This is a genomic window from Halomonas borealis (assembly GCF_004798905.1).
Lineage (GTDB): Bacteria > Pseudomonadota > Gammaproteobacteria > Pseudomonadales > Halomonadaceae > Halomonas > Halomonas borealis.
In genome coordinates, this window is record NZ_SDMO01000003.1 from 203680 (window position 1) to 218704 (window position 15025).

General features: G+C 68.9%; 10 protein-coding genes. 3 read left to right on the plus strand and 7 right to left on the minus strand.

Annotated elements, in window-relative coordinates; translation table 11 throughout:
• Positions 1–43: 43 nt before the first annotated feature.
• Entirely contained in the window at positions 44–814 is a 771-nt protein-coding gene (locus ETC07_RS05190; RefSeq protein WP_136247443.1) for a LamB/YcsF family protein, read from the minus strand.
• 14 nt (positions 815–828) lie between these two features.
• Positions 829–2067, minus strand: coding sequence for an NRAMP family divalent metal transporter (locus tag ETC07_RS05195; RefSeq protein ID WP_136247444.1), 1239 nt, complete (start codon positions 2065–2067; stop codon positions 829–831).
• A 251-nt stretch (positions 2068–2318) separates the two neighbouring features.
• On the opposite strand from ETC07_RS05195, the gene ETC07_RS05200 reads away from it, so the two are divergent.
• Positions 2319–2993 carry a GntR family transcriptional regulator gene (locus ETC07_RS05200; RefSeq protein WP_136247445.1) on the plus strand — a complete coding sequence of 225 codons (675 nt, stop codon included), beginning with the start codon at positions 2319–2321 and terminating at the stop codon, positions 2991–2993.
• Between the two features lie 3 nt (positions 2994–2996).
• Here the strand turns inward: ETC07_RS05200 and ETC07_RS05205 are convergent, their stop codons facing one another.
• A complete protein-coding gene (locus ETC07_RS05205) occupies positions 2997–3806 on the minus strand; it encodes an acyl-CoA thioesterase (protein ID WP_136247446.1) in 810 nt (269 codons plus the stop codon).
• Positions 3807–3896: 90 nt separating this feature from the next.
• On the opposite strand from ETC07_RS05205, the gene tadA reads away from it, so the two are divergent.
• Positions 3897–4373 carry a tRNA adenosine(34) deaminase TadA gene (gene tadA, locus ETC07_RS05210; protein ID WP_136247447.1) on the plus strand — a complete coding sequence of 159 codons (477 nt, stop codon included), beginning with the start codon at positions 3897–3899 and terminating at the stop codon, positions 4371–4373.
• 19 nt (positions 4374–4392) lie between these two features.
• Here the strand turns inward: tadA and mltF are convergent, their stop codons facing one another.
• Positions 4393–5856, minus strand: coding sequence for a membrane-bound lytic murein transglycosylase MltF (mltF, locus tag ETC07_RS05215; RefSeq protein ID WP_136247448.1), 1464 nt, complete (start codon positions 5854–5856; stop codon positions 4393–4395).
• 166 nt (positions 5857–6022) lie between these two features.
• Here mltF and purL point away from each other — a divergent pair, with 166 nt between their 5' ends.
• On the plus strand, positions 6023–9958 hold the full coding sequence (purL, locus tag ETC07_RS05220) for a phosphoribosylformylglycinamidine synthase (protein WP_136247449.1): 3936 nt from the start codon (positions 6023–6025) through the stop codon (positions 9956–9958).
• Positions 9959–10049: 91 nt separating this feature from the next.
• Here the strand turns inward: purL and ETC07_RS05225 are convergent, their stop codons facing one another.
• The 3 genes from ETC07_RS05225 to bcsZ form a co-directional block, all read right to left on the minus strand.
• Entirely contained in the window at positions 10050–10265 is a 216-nt protein-coding gene (locus ETC07_RS05225) for a hypothetical protein (protein ID WP_136247450.1), read from the minus strand.
• Between the two features lie 155 nt (positions 10266–10420).
• A complete protein-coding gene (bcsC, locus tag ETC07_RS05230; RefSeq protein WP_136247451.1) occupies positions 10421–13921 on the minus strand; it encodes a cellulose synthase complex outer membrane protein BcsC in 3501 nt (1166 codons plus the stop codon).
• Positions 13918–15024, minus strand: a complete 1107-nt coding sequence (bcsZ, locus tag ETC07_RS05235; protein ID WP_136247452.1) for a cellulose synthase complex periplasmic endoglucanase BcsZ — start codon at positions 15022–15024, stop codon at positions 13918–13920. The genes bcsC and bcsZ overlap by 4 nt, the downstream gene beginning before the upstream one ends.
• Position 15025: the final 1 nt, after the last annotated feature.

The window sequence follows — 15025 nt, forward strand, 5'->3', positions numbered from 1 at the left end:
GATGTGCTCCTGAAGAAGGGCCCAGCGGGCGTCGCGATATCGTTCATGATGCGCCCCGGGCGAAGGCGCGCAGCTCCACGCCGTCGGCGTGCAGCCGCCGGCGTACGGCGCCGGCCATGGCCACCGCGTCGGGGCTATCGCCATGGACACAGATGGAGTCGGCCGCCAGCCGGATGTCGTGTCCATCCACGCTCTCGATCACGCCTTCCTGCACCAGGCGCAGCATGCGTTCGGCCACCCGCTCGACATCCTGCAGCAGGGCGCCCGGCTCGCGCCGCGAGACCAGGCTGCCATCGCGGTGATAGCCACGGTCGGCGAAGGCTTCGGCGGCCACGTCGAGCCCCGCCGCACGCGCCCATTCCAGCACCGGGGAGCCCGCCAGCGCGACCAGTATCAGGCGATCATCGACGGCCTTCAGGGCCTCGATGACGGCCAGGGCCTGGCGCTGATCATGGGCGACGGCGTGGTAAAGCGCCCCGTGAGGTTTGACGTAGCGCACCTGGCTGCCGGCGGCGGCCGCGATCCCCTTGAGGGCGCCGATCTGGTAGATCACGTCGGTGTGCAGCGCCTCGCTGTCGATCTCCATGGGGCGGCGGCCGAACCCCACGAGGTCGGGATAACTGACATGGGCACCGACCGTCACGCCGCGCTCCACGGCGGCCTGCATGGTGCGCAGCAGGCCGGCCGGATCACCGGCGTGGAAACCGCAGGCGATGTTGGCGCTGGTGGCGATGCCGAGCATGGCTTCGTCATCCCCCATGCGCCATTGGCCAAAGCTTTCGCCGAGGTCGCTGTTCAGGTCGATATAGGTCATTCGGGGCTCCTCGATCAGGCCGCGGGGGTCAGGAAGGCGAAGATGGGGCCGATGGACGTGTAGCCCATGTACCAGGTCAAAAGGCAGACCACGACACCCGAGAGCAACAGCCAGCGTGGGTAAGGGTAGCCGTGCATCAGATCATTGCGACGCCAGGCCACATACAGGAAGAGGGTAAGGCCGACCGGCAGGATCAGTCCGTTGAAGCCGCCGACAAAGACCAGCATGGCGGCCGGTGGTGTGCCCAGTGAAAGGAAGGCGATCAGCGACACGGCGATGAAGATCAGGGTGGCACGATGGCGTAGCGATTCGGTGATGGCCGGATGAAAGGCGCTCAGGAACGTCATCGAGGTATAGGCCGCGCCGATGATGCTGGTGATGCCTGCCGCCCAGAGGATCAGCCCGAAGATCCGCAGCCCCAGCTCGCCGGCCGAGGCCTGGAACGCCTGGGCCGCCGGGTTGGCATTGTGCCCGGAGACATCGATGACCACGCCGCTGGCGACGACGCCGAGGATGGCCAGGAACAGGATGTAGCGCATCAGCCCGGTGACCAGTATGCCGCGCAGCGCGGCGCCGGAGACGGTCTCGATGTTCTCCACGCCGCCCAGGCCCCGATCCAGGACGCGGTGGGCGCCGGCGTAGGTGATGTAGCCACCGACCGTGCCACCGACGATGGTGGTGATGGTGGCGAAGTCGATGGTGTCCGGCATCACGGTCTGGCGCAGCGCCTCGCCGATCGGTGGCTGGGAGACCAGGGCCACGAACAGCGTCATGGCCAGCATCAATACGCCTAGCACGATGATGATGCGGTCGATGGCGATGCCGGCACGGCGTGACGAGAAGATGCCCACCGCGACCAGCGCGCTTACGAGCCCGCCCCAGGTCGTGTCGAGGCCCATCAGGGCGTTGAGCCCGAGGCCGGCTCCGGCGATGTTGCCCACGTTGAAGGTCAGTCCCCCGACCATCACCAGCATGGCCAGCAGGTAACCACTGCCGGGCAGGGCGGCATTGGCGATTTCATGCGCGCGTAGGCCGGTGACGGTCACCACTCGCCAGATGTTCAGCTGCACGACCAGATCGATCACGATCGATGCCAGGATGCCGAAGGCGAAGGCGGCGCCCATCATCGAGGTGAAGGTCGCGGTCTGGGTGATGAAGCCCGGCCCCACGGCCGAGGTCGCCATCAGGAAGACGGCACCGATCAGCGAGGTGCGTCGGGAGCGCGTGACATCTGCAGCGGAGGCGTTAGCCATGGCGAAAGGACTCCAGGGACGGGGGTGATGGCGTTTCCCGGTGGTGTGATAGGCCACGTGAGGTCTAATTCGTAGCCTGTTTTGGATATTATTGTTCAACAATAACGGTGGTGGAGCGGACGATGTATTGGACCTTGGTCGCGTCATCGCCCGGCGTGACTCTCGAGATCGGCCGAGGGCGCGCTTGTCGCATGGGCGTCGAACCGGGAACATGGTCGGCACGAGAGGGCCATGAACGGGAACGCCAAGACATGAAGAGGCAGTCAGAAGAGGGCGCGGGCAAGGCGCTGGGCGAAACCGTCGGCGACGAGATTCGACGCCTGCTGGTGGACGGTGAGCTGGTGCCAGGGCAGCGTCTGTCCGAGAGTGCGCTGGGGGAGCGTCTGGGGGTGTCGCGCAATACGCTGCGCGAGGCGTTCAGGAGCCTGGCGCACGAGGGGCTGGTCACGCACCGGCCTCACCGCGGGGTCTTCGTGACCACGCCGAGCCTGGCATCGTTGATCGATATCTATCGGCTGCGCCGCTTCATCGAGTGTCGTGCCCTACGCGATGCCTGGCCCGGTCACCCGGCGGTACGGCGCATGCGCGAGGCCGTCGACCAGGCACGGGCCAGCCGCGAGCGGGAAGACTGGGGCGCGGTGGGGACTCACAACATGGCCTTTCATGCCGCGATCGTGGCGCTGGCGGACAGCGAGCGGCTGGATACCTTCTACCGCCAGCTCTCGGCGGAGTTGCGGCTGGCCTTCAGCGGGGTCGCCGACCCGCAGTGGCTGCATGCCCCCTATGTCGAGATGAATCAGCGCGTGCTGACGATCTTCGAGGCGGGGGATGTCGACGCGGCCGCGACGCTGCTCGAGCAGTATCTGTCGCAGTCGGAGCGTACGGTGCTGGCGGCCTACGCTCGAGACGGCGGGCCCGACGCCTGAGGCTCAGTCGTCCAGGCGGGTCAGGCCTTCCTGGGTGCTGGAGGCCACCAGGCGGCCTTGACGATCGAAGATGCTACCGCGACTGAAGGCGCGGGCACCGCCGGCCCAGGGGCTGTCCATGTCGTAGAGCAGCCAGTCGTTGACCTTGACGTCATGGTGGAACCAAAGCGCATGGTCGAGGCTGGCGATGCGCAGGCCGGGGTCGCCGAAGCTCATGCCGTGGGGCACCAGGGCGGTGGTCAGCAGGTTGAAGTCCGAGCTGTAGGCGAGCAGGTAGCGATGCAGGGCGGGATCGTCCGGCAGCGTGCCGGCCAGGCGGAACCAGAGCCGCTGGCGCGCCGGGCGGCCGGGTTCGGCGTCGTCCTCGACGTGGCAGAACTCGATGGGGTGGCCGGGCAGGCGCTGGTGCAGATGGCCCTTGTCGAGGTCCTCCGGTGAGGGCACCTCGGGCATCTGCGGCTGGTGGTCGAGGCCGCTTTCCTGGCCGTGGAAGGAGGCGCTGCAGAAGAAGATCGGCCGGCCCTTCTGGATGGCGGTGATGCGTCGCGTGGTGAAGCTGCGCCCGTCGCGTACCGCATCGACCTGGTAGACCACCGGCCGGCTGGCGTCGCCAGGGCGCAGGAAGTAGCCGTGGAGCGAGTGCACGCGCCGGCTGGCGTCCACGGTGTGGGTCGCGGCGGAGAGCGCCTGGCCGAGCACCTGGCCGCCGAACAGCTGTGGCAGGCCCAGGTCCTGGCTACGACCGCGAAACAGGTTTTCCTCCAGTGGCTCGAGTCGCAGCAGATCCACCAGGGCGTTCAGGGCATCGCTCATTCCGGGTATCCTCCAGGGGTCATGGCAGGTGCAGAGACCATGGCGTCATACGAATGTCTTATCGGGTGTAGTTTACGGGAGTCGGCGACCATGCGCAGTGACGAGTTCTACATGCATCGCGCCCTGGAACAGGCACACTTGGCCGCAGACGCTGGCGAGGTGCCGGTGGGCGCGGTGGTGGTGAATGCCGCCGGCGAGATCGTCGGGCAGGGGTACAACGCCCCGGTCGCCGGGCATGACCCCAGTGCCCACGCCGAGATTCGCGCCCTGCGCGATGCCGGCGCGCGCCTGGGCAACTATCGCCTCGACGGCTGCAGCCTGTTCGTGACCCTGGAGCCTTGCCTGATGTGTACCGGCGCGATCATCCATGCGCGGCTGGCGCGGGTGGTCTATGGGGCCGCCGAGCCGCGCACCGGGATGGTCGAGTCGCGGGCCAACCTGTTCGCCCAGCCCTGGTACAACCACCGGGTGGCGGTGGAGGGCGGCGTGCTGGCCGGCCGAGTCTCGAAGCTGCTCAAGCGCTTCTTCGCCGAACGTCGTCCAGGCGCAGGCGCCGCCGACGAATAGAGTCTAGTGCGCGCGGGCCTCAGCCGCTCGATGGCATTTGATCGAAGAGGACGTCGTCCTGGGAGGCTTGCTGGCGGGTGCTGAGGCGATGGAACTGCTGTTGGCTGCGGTCCACGTAGGCCAGGATCTCGTAGTAACGGCGGATGTTGCGGACGTAGATGACCGGCTCGCCGCCCCGCGCATAGCCGTAGCGGGTCTGGCTGTGCCATTTGCGCTGTTGCAACAGCGGCAGTGCCTCGCGTACGTCGTTCCAGGCATTCGGGTCGCCGTCGCGCATCTCGACGATGCGGCGCGCATCGTAGAGGTGTCCCAGGCCGACGTTATAGGCGGCCAGGGCCATGAACAGGCGGTCATTGCCGGTGATCGACGCCGGCAGGCGTTCCTTCAGCGAACGGAGGTAGCGTGCCCCGCCGTCGATGCTCTGGGCAGGGTCGAGACGGTCCGCCACGTTCATCTCGCCGGCGGTGGCATTGGTCAGCATCATCATGCCGCGCACGCCGGTGGGCGAGGTGGCGTCGGGCCGCCAGTGAGATTCCTGATAGCCGACCGCGGCCAGCAGCTTCCAGTCGAACTGGCTATCTCGGGCGGCCTCGCGGAACAGTGCGTCGTAGTCGGGGAGCCGTTCGTGAACATGGCCGATGAAGGTGCGGGCGCCGACGTACTCCAGATAGTTGTCGCGGCCCAGGTAATGCGTCTCCAAGCGGGCCAGCAGCCCGTCGTCCTGCATCTGCTCGAGGAAGCGGTTGGCCGCGCGCACGAGGCCAAGGCCCTGGCCGGTAGGGAAGGCCCAGGCCAGCGATAGAGGCCGTCCCAGGCGGAAGCCGTCCTCGACCGCGGGGAAGAACAGCCGATTCAGCCGGAACTGGTGCTCGAAGACCACGGCGGCGTCCAGACCGCCGTCGGCGACTTGCCCGAGCAGCGCCGAGACCTCGATATCATCGGCTTCCTGCCAGCTCAGCCAGTCATGCTCGGCTTGCAGCTCACGCATCACCCGCGAGGTGCCGGTGCCGCTCAGGGTGCCGATCGAAAGCCCCCGGAGGTCGTCGATGCCATCCGGGGGCGGCAGGCCGCGGCGATACACCAGCAGCGGCTGCAACGGCATGATCGGCCGGCTGTACATCAGCCCGTCGCGGGTCGGGTCCAGGGGCAGGGCGGCCGCACCCAGGTCGCCCCGGCGGCGTACCGCCTCCAGCGCTTCGGCGATATCGTGATCGGCGTCGAGGTTGAGGCTGACGCCCAGGTGGTCGGCGAAGCGCCGCATCAGCTCGTATTCGAAGCCGGTCGGCCCTTGGCGGCCCTCGTAGTAGGTCGTGGGCGTGTGGCGGGTCTGGACGCTCAGGAAATCGCGCGCCAGCACGCCTTCCAGCTGCGGGCCAGGCGCGCGGTTCGGGCGGTCGGTGATCAGGGCGAGCCCCAGTAGCGCACACAGGGTCGCGTAGCCTCGCCGCCGGCGACAGAGATGGTCGAGCAAGGATGCCAGCATAGTGATATCGGGATGCGATGGGTGACGCCACCTTACCCAGCCGCCCGGCGGCTGTCATCCACGCCGATTTCTCGCCGCCCGCGCTTTCCAGTATCATGTGCGCTCATTGCCGCCGGCCGCGGCCCCCGTCTTTATTGCATTCTGCTTGTTTCAGAGGCCCCAGGATATGCTCGAACTGCGTGGTGCGCCCGCCCTCTCTGCCTTCCGTCATGCCAAGCTGCTCGAAGCGTTGCACGCTGTGGCGCCACAGGTCGAGGCGCTCGGCGCCGACTATGTGCACTTCGTCGACCACGAAGGCGAGCTGGGGGACGAGGATCGTCGCCTGCTCGAGCGCCTGCTGGACTATGGCCCGACCCACGAGGCCGGCGCCGGGGACGACGGGCGATTGTTCCTGGTGGTGCCGCGCATCGGTACCCAGTCGCCCTGGTCGTCCAAGGCCACCGACATCGCCCTCAACTGCGGCCTGACCCAGATCCGTCGCCTCGAGCGCGGCATCGCCTATCGGGTACGCTTCGCCGGTGAGCTCTCCGAGGAGGCCTATGAGGCCGTCGTCGCGGCGCTCCACGACCGCATGACCGAGACGGTGCTGTTCGATGCCTCGGATGCCAGCCGGCTGTTCGCCCATCACGAGCCGGCACCGCTCGGCCAGGTGGATCTCCTGGGCGGTGGCCGTCCGGCACTGGAAACGGCCAACGTCGAGCTGGGCCTGGCGCTGGCCGAGGACGAGATCGATTACCTGTGCGAGGCCTTCCAGGGCCTCGGTCGTAACCCGGCCGACGTCGAGCTGATGATGTTCGCCCAGGCGAACTCCGAGCACTGTCGCCACAAGATCTTCAACGCCGACTGGGTGGTGGACGGCGAGGCGCAGCCGCGCTCGTTGTTCAAGATGATCACCAATACCCATGCGGCCTCGCCGGACGACATCCTCTCCGCCTACAGCGATAACGCCGCGGTGATCCGTGGCAGCCGGGCCGGGCGCTTCTTCGCCGCGCCGCTGACCGGTGCCGCCGCCGAGCGTGCCGTCTACGCCGCCCATCAGGAGCCGGTCAACATCCTGATGAAGGTGGAGACCCACAACCATCCCACGGCGATCGCCCCGCATCCGGGTGCCGCTACCGGCGCCGGCGGCGAGATCCGTGACGAGGGGGCCACCGGCATCGGCGGCAAGCCCAAGGCAGGGCTTTCCGGCTTCACCGTCTCCAACCTGCGTATCCCCGAGTTCGTGCAGCCCTGGGAGGCCTTCGACTACGGTAAGCCTGAGCGCATCGTCAGTGCGCTTCAGATCATGCTCGAGGGGCCGGTCGGTGGCGCCGCCTTCAACAACGAGTTCGGTCGCCCCAACCTGACCGGCTACTTCCGCAGCTTCGAGCAGGATGCCCTGGGGGCCAACGGCGTCGAGCGCCGCGGCTTCCACAAGCCGATCATGATCGCCGGCGGCTACGGCAATATCCGCGAGGATCACGTCCAGAAGGGCGACATCCCGGTGGGCGGCAAGCTGATCGTGATGGGCGGGCCGTCGATGCTGATCGGCCTGGGCGGCGGCGCGGCCTCCTCGATGGCCTCCGGCGCCTCCAGTGCCGACCTGGACTTCGCCTCCGTGCAACGTGACAACCCCGAGATCGAGCGCCGCGTGCAGGAGGTCATCGACCGCTGCTGGTCGCTGGGCGACGACAACCCGATCTGCTTCATCCACGACGTGGGCGCCGGCGGCCTGTCCAACGCCCTGCCGGAACTGGTCAAGGATGGCGAGCGCGGCGGCCGCTTCTCGCTGCGCGAGGTGCCCAACGCCGAGCCAGGCATGAGCCCGCTGGAGATCTGGTGCAACGAGGCCCAGGAGCGCTACGTGCTCGCCGTGGCGCCGCAGGATCTCGACACCTTCGATGCCCTGTGTGCCCGTGAGCGTTGTCCCTACGCCGTGGTCGGCGAGGCCACTGAGGCGCATCATCTGGAGGTCCGCGACGGCCACTTCGACACCAAGCCGGTCGATCTGCCGATGAGCGTGTTGTTCGGCAAGCCGCCCAAGATGCAGCGCGAGTTCACCCGCGAGCAGCGAGCCCTGCCGGGGATCATGCTCGATAACCTGGACCTGCGCGAGGCCATGGACCGCGTGCTGCGCCTGCCCACGGTGGCCTCCAAGAACTTCCTGATCACCATCGGCGATCGCTCGATCACCGGCCAGGTCGCCCGCGACCAGATGGTCGGCCCCTGGCAGGTGCCGGTGGCCGACGTGGCCGTGACCACCGCGACCTTCGACACCCATGCCGGCGAGGCCATGGCCATGGGTGAGCGCCCGCCGGTGGCGCTGATCGACCCCGCGGCGAGCGCCCGGCTGGCGGTGGCCGAGACCATCACCAACATGGCCGCCGCGCCGATCGCCAAGCTCGGCGACGTCAAGCTCTCCGCCAACTGGATGAGTGCGGCCAGCCATCCGGGCGAGAATCAGGCGTTGTATGACGCCGTCCACGCCGTGGGCATGGAACTGTGCCCGGCGCTGGGCATCGCCGTGCCGGTGGGCAAGGACTCGATGTCCATGCGCACCGCCTGGCAGCAAGAGAACGACAAGGGCGAGGTCGAGGAGAAGAGCATCACCGCGCCGCTGTCGTTGGTGACCACCGGCTTCGCCCCGGTCACCGATGCGATGCAGACGCTGACGCCGCAGATCGACCTGACCCAGGACGAGTCCGACCTGATCCTGATCGACCTGGGCGGCGGCCTGAACCGCCTGGGTGGCTCGGCGCTGGCCCAGGTCTATGGTCAGGTGGGCGACGAGTGCCCGGACCTGGATGATCCGGAGGACCTCAAGGCCTTCTTCACGGTGATCCAGGGGCTCAACGCCGACGGCAGGCTGCTGGCCTACCACGACCGCAGCGACGGTGGCCTGCTGGTCACCCTGCTGGAGATGGCCTTCGCCGCCCATGCGGGACTCGAGATCAAGCTCGACTGGCTGATCGACGAACCCCCGGAGGCCTTCAATGCGCTGTTCGCCGAGGAGCTTGGCGCGGTGATCCAGGTCTCCCGCGAGCACACCGAAGACGTGCTGGCGCAGTTCGCCGGCGCCGGCCTCGAGAGCTGCGGCGTGATCGCCCGTCCGCGCTACGACGATCAGGTCCGCGTGACCCTGTTCGAGGAGCCGTTGCTCGAGACGACTCGGCTGCTGGCGCAGCGCACCTGGTCCGAGACCAGCTATCGCATGCAGGCGCTGCGCGACAACGCCGAGTGTGCCAAGAACGAGTTCGATGGCCTGCTCGATGGTCGCGACCCGGGTCTCTCCGCCGCGCCGAGTTTCGACGTGGACGAAGACATCGCCGCGCCTTTCGTGAACACCGCCAAGCCGGCGGTGGCGGTGCTGCGCGAGCAGGGCGTCAACGGTCACCTGGAAATGGCCTGGTCCTTCGACCGTGCCGGCTTCGAGGCGGTCGACGTGCACATGAGTGATATCCTCGCGGGCCGCGTCAGCCTCGAGGAATTCAAGGGGCTGGCGGCCTGCGGCGGCTTCTCCTACGGCGATGTGCTGGGTGCCGGCGGCGGCTGGGCCAAGTCGGTGCTGTTCAATGAGCGTGCGCGTGAGCAGTTCGCCGGCTTCTTCGCCCGCGACGACAGCTTCGCCCTGGGGGTGTGCAACGGCTGCCAGATGCTCGCCCAGCTCAAGGAGTTGATCCCCGGCGCCGAGGACTGGCCGCGTTTCGTGCGCAACGAGTCCGAACAGTTCGAGGCCCGGGTGGCCATGGTGCGGGTCGAGGAGAGCCCCTCGATCCTGCTCTCCGGCATGCAGGGGTCGCTGCTGCCGGTCGCCGTGGCTCACGGTGAAGGCCGCGCCGAGTTCCGTGACGGCGGCCACCTGCGCGGCATGCAGGGCTCCGGCCAGGTCGCGCTGCGCTACGCGGACAACTACGGCCAGGTCACCACGCGCTATCCGGCCAACCCCAATGGCTCGCCTTCAGGGATCACCGGCCTGACCACGCCGGACGGCCGTGTGACCGCCATGATGCCGCACCCCGAACGCGTGGTGCGGGCGGTGACCAACTCCTGGCGGCCGGCCGAGTGGACCCAGGACGGTGCCTGGATGCGCCTGTTCCGCAACGCGCGTCGCTGGCTGGGCTGATCCCCCGCGTTATCGGACGAACGCAAGACGCCCGGGCCATCACTGGCCCGGGCGTCGTCGTTTGCGGAGCTCGCGTTGCGTCGCATGACGCTCAGGAGGCGGTGCCGTCGTCCGAGCGGCGATGCTCCTTCAGGTGCGCTTCCACGTCGTCGAGCAGGTGACGGAACTGGGTCTGCAGGTAGTCGTAGCGCCCGAAATCGTGGCCGCAGCCGTCGCAGTAGACGTGGTATTGATCCTCACGCCCCGGGGGAAGCCGCTTGACTCGGCTACCGCATTTCGGGCATTCGGGGTGGGTCTTCACTTGCATGGGCGGCTCTCCTGTGTCGATGAAAGCGATGGTCTGCCTCATAGATAGCATGGTAGAGCATGGCAAGGTCAAGCCTCACTCCGGAACGGCGCTGCCGCGCTGACGCGCCACGGCACGCGTGCTTCGGTCTTTGCCTGGCCGGCCGGGTGTTCGCGTCATCCCCCATCCGCATAGGGTGTCAGGGGCGCCGGCGGCAGGTCCAGGTCGCCCTGCCACGGCGCGGGAGAGAAGCGCAGATAGAATTGCAGCGCATTCGGTGAATAGCCTTCCGACTGCTGAGCATCGAGAGCCAGGCCGGCCCGCCAGTGGGCAGAGAGGCGTCGTTCGAGGGTGGCGGCGGCGGAAAAGCCGATGCCACCTCCTCGGCTGCTCGCGTCGCGGGCCGTGGCGTCGGGGAGCGAGGCCGAAAAGGCGTCCCCGAGCGGGTAGCGTTCGCGAGGACCGCTTTCGGTCCAGGAGTGGGAGATGGCGGCCTCCAGCGACCAGCTCCAGTCGGAGGTCCGGCGTCGATAGCCCACCGGCAGGCTGAACGACAGGTAACGCCGTGGGCTGTAATAGCCGCCCTGGCCGAATGAATAGCCGCCGAGGTTCTCGCGGTAGTGCATGGCCAGGGTGTTGACCCCGATGCTGAGGCGCTCGTCAGGACGATTGATCAGCTTGTGGTAGATGCCTCCCATCAGCCTCAGGCGCTGGTTGTCCGGCACGTTCTCGCCTGACAGGTGGTGCACGCCGAGGTTCGACCAGACGCCGTTGGGTCCGCCTTGGTCGTAGCCGAGGCCGAGGTCGACGCCGGTGGCGCGCACGCCGCCCCAGGTCTTGCCCGTGTTGGGGTCTTGGGTGCCGGCATAGCTGAGCAGAGAGCCGGTGAGCGGGCGGCGTGAGAGCTCGGCCGTGGCCCAGAGCGGGCCGAGTTCGCCGTTGTACTCGAGGCCGCCGACCCAATCGGTCACGGCGAAGCCGATGGGCGTGGTGCCGACGTCGACGCGCCAGGTGTTGTCATACCAGCCCACACCGACGCTGACGCCACTATCCTGCTGATCGAAGTCGTTCCGGCAGCCGGTGGCGGCGCAAGTGCCGAATTCATCGCGATTGAGGCCGCCGCCATCCCGCTCCAGCCGCCCCGCATCCAGGGCGACGCGATCCAGGCGCAGGAAGCCACGCCCCGCGCCGAAGGGGGTATCGATCTCGAGCATGTCGGTGGCGGTGGTCAGCTCCGAGACGCCGTGGGTGCCGCTATCGTTCTGGACCAGGCGGTCGGCGCGGATGTGGGTGTGGCGCGAGCGATAGAGAGCCGCCGCGTCGGCGCGCAGGCTGGCGGCCAGCCAGTCATCGTCTTCCCGGGAGCGCAGGGCTCGGCTGAACGCCGCATCGTCGTTCAGCATGGCCGGGTCGGTCGGCTCGATGATGGCCAGCGCGCGTCGATAGCGTGCCAGGGCCGTGGTCGAGTCTCCCGCCGCGTTGGCGATGCGTGCCGCGTCACGCCACAGCAGGGCGTCGTCGCTCGTCGTGGGCATGGCGATGAGGGCGTCGGCCTGGCGTTGAGCCCGTGCCGGCTCGCCGAGTGCCGACCAGGCATTGGCCGTGCGGCGTCGCGCATTGAGGTCGTCGTCGGGTGGCGTGAAGGCGGCCAGGGTCCGTCGAGCCGCCTCGTCATCTCCACGGGCCAGCGCCGCATCCACCAGCCCGAGTCGGGCGGTGACGCTGTCGGGGGCCAGGCGCAGCGCTTGTCGATAATGGCGCTCGGCGAGCCGGGGCTCGTCGTCGGCCAGCGCCCAGTCGCCGAGGCGTTGTTCGAGGTCGGCATTGTCCGCCTGGACGGCGAGCAGCCGCCTGGCCTGCTCGGCCTGGCCGGCCTCGCGCAGCCGCTCGGCACGGGCCAGGAGGCGGGTGAGCTCGAGGCGTTGCCGCAGGGCACGGATATCGTCGTCGCGTTGGGCTGGCGGGATACGCTCGAGGCTGGTCAGCGCCGCCTGATCGCGATCGTCGCCGGACAGGTAGAGCGCCTGTGCATAGCGCCCCTGAGCGAGCGCCTGCGGTGTCGCGAGGCGTGACAACAGGTCCGCGAAGGCGGCATCGGCGCGCGCCGGCTGTGACAGGCGTTGCAGCGCCTGAGCCAGGGCGTAGGTCAGCCACACGTCGTCGGGAGCCAGCGTACGAGCCTCGGCGAAGCGCTGAGCCGCCGCATCCCAGCGGCTCTCCGCGGCCAAACGCTCGCCTTCGTGCTTCAGGGTGTCGAGGTGCAGTGCGGTGCGGGTATCGGCCAACAGGCGCTGTTGTGCCGCCGGGAGGGCGTCGATGAAGTCCACGGCGCGTTGTGGGGATTGTGCGGCATACAGTTCGGCCAGTCGTGTCAGTGCCGTGGCCGAGCCGGGCGAGCGGCCGAGGGCCTGGCGGTAGGCGCGTTCGGCAGGCCCCGACTCACCGCGCTGCCGGGCCACGTCGCCGAGCCCCAGCCAGGCGCGGGAAGCGTCATCCTGTAGCCGGCTGGCGCTGCGGTAGGCTCGTTCGGCCTGGTCGAGCGTGCCAGCGGCCAGGGCGGCATCGCCTTGTCGTATCTGTTGCCAGTAGCGAGCGGTGGCGATCAAGGTGGCCCACTTGTCGCCGCTGAGACCGCTGATGTCCAGGGCCCGGGCACGCTCGAAGCGTGCCAGGGCGGCATCATGGCGACCCTGGCGCAGGCGAATGATGCCCAGCGCGCCGAGCAGTTCGACGTCGTCGGGGTATGCCGCCAGGGCGCGCTGGATATCGGCCTCGGCGGCGGTGCCCTGTTGCTGAGCCAGTCGTGCGAGGCCGCGTTGTCGTGCCCGGTAGGCGGGGTTGGCCAGCAGGCGTCGCTGTTCGGCCAGGGTCTGTCGGGCCTCGTCGGCATATTCGGTAGCGCCGAAACGGCGCAGGAAGCGCTCCCAGGCGGTCACGCTGGCGTCGCTTGCCGGGGCCTCGCGCAGCGTGTCGCGCCATAGGCGGGCCGCGGCGAGGCGCGACCCCGAATCCTCGGACAGGCGTGACAGGTAGCGCTCGGCCTCGGTTTGGCGGTCCTCGCCAAGCAGCAGGCGTGCCAGGGCGAAACCGAGTTCGGGGCTTTGGGGATAGCGCGCCTCCCAGCCCCGCAGCGCGGCGATGGCGCGCTCGCTTCCACCGGGCAGGCGTGCGGCCAGCTGCCAGTATTCGAGCGCCAGCGCCAGGGTCGGCAGGCCCTCGGCGAACAGCGTGTCGTAGGCGGCCTTGGCCGCCTCGAGCCGCCCCGCGGTGGCGAGCAGGCGGGCCTGCCCCAGGGCATTGCCGGACTCGTCGCCGGCCAGTGACAGGTTGAGGCGTGCCAGCCGGTAGGCGTCGCTGGCAGGCGCCAGCCGGCTCAGGCGCTCGACCAGCCGTGCGGCCTCGCCGACATCATCGCGGCGCAGGGCCTGCCGAGTCTTGGCCTCGAGGATACGCGGGTCGTCCGGAGCCATCGCGCTCAGCCGCTCCAGCGCCTGAGCGACGATCGCCTCGTTGTGCCGTGCCTCGCCCAGGCGTACCTGCTCGAGCAGGTACGCGGTAGGTGAGACGCGGGCTTCTTGCGGGGCTGCGTCGGGCAGCGGTTGTGCGAGCAGCGGGGAGGCCATGCCGATCAGCAGGGCACACAGTACCGTCGTGGACAGCAGGCGGGTGTCTCTCATGGTGTCTCCCAGGCCGGGTGTAGGGTGCCGTCGGCGGCGAAGCGATAGCGCCCCTGGTCCCAGCCGACGCCGAACAGCGTCAGGACCTGGCCGTAGTACGCCTCGGCATCGACGGGATCGTTGGCGATCCGCTGGCGCTGACGCCTGGCCGGGGAAGCGTCGTCGCCGGCGGTGGCCACCAGGAACGGCAGTAGGGCGGCGGAGAAGCTCGTGTTGGCGGTGCCCCGGGATTCGCCGCTTCGGGCATCGATGCGCTCCGGGGGCGCGCCTCGCTCGGCGGTCAGGTCGCGCATGGGCAGGAAATGCGCGAGCAGCGCGTCGCGGTGGGGCGCGTCGTCGGCGAGCATGCCCAGCCACAGGTAGACGCGAATGGCATCGTAGTCGCCGGACGCGCCATGCCGGGGGTCTGGCTGCCAGCCGTGGTCCGCTCGCCAGGCGACCCAGTCCGGCGCCAGCCCGCGCGGGGCGCTATCGATGAGCAGGCTGGGCACTCGGCGCGCGATCTCCGGCCAGGGCTCGCCCAGTGCGCTCAGGCGGGCCATGAGCTGCGGCGGCAGATAACTGGGATTAAGACGCCAGCGGGCGTCGCCCGTGAAGCCCATGCGCCCGGGCAGCAGCATGCTGCCGAAGCCGGGCAGATCGACGACTTCCTGCTGGGCGATGCGCGCGGCCAGGCGTTGCCCCAGCACACGGTAGTCGCGGCGCTGCCACAGGCGGCCGGCCTCCAGCAGGGTATAGGCGAGCCACAGGTCGGAGTCGGCGGCGCTATTGGCATCGATCACGCCCCAACGGTCATCGTCGCGTCGCCCCCATAGCCAGGCGGGCAGCATCGTCCCCATGTCGCCCTTGGCCAGGTGCTCCTGCGTCCAGTCGAGTACGCGCTGGAAGGTGTCGCGGTCGTCGGCGACCAGGGCGAAGAACAGCGCGTAACTCTGCCCCTCCGAGGTGGTGATCCGACGCGGGTCGGAGGGGTCGATGACGCGGCCGCTGGCGTCGACCAGGTTGGCCTTGAAGCGTGCCCAGGCGGGCCAGTCTTGATCGGCCGCCTGGAGCGGAAGGACGACGACCTGCAGGGCCATGGCCAGTAGCACGGCGCGTAGCATG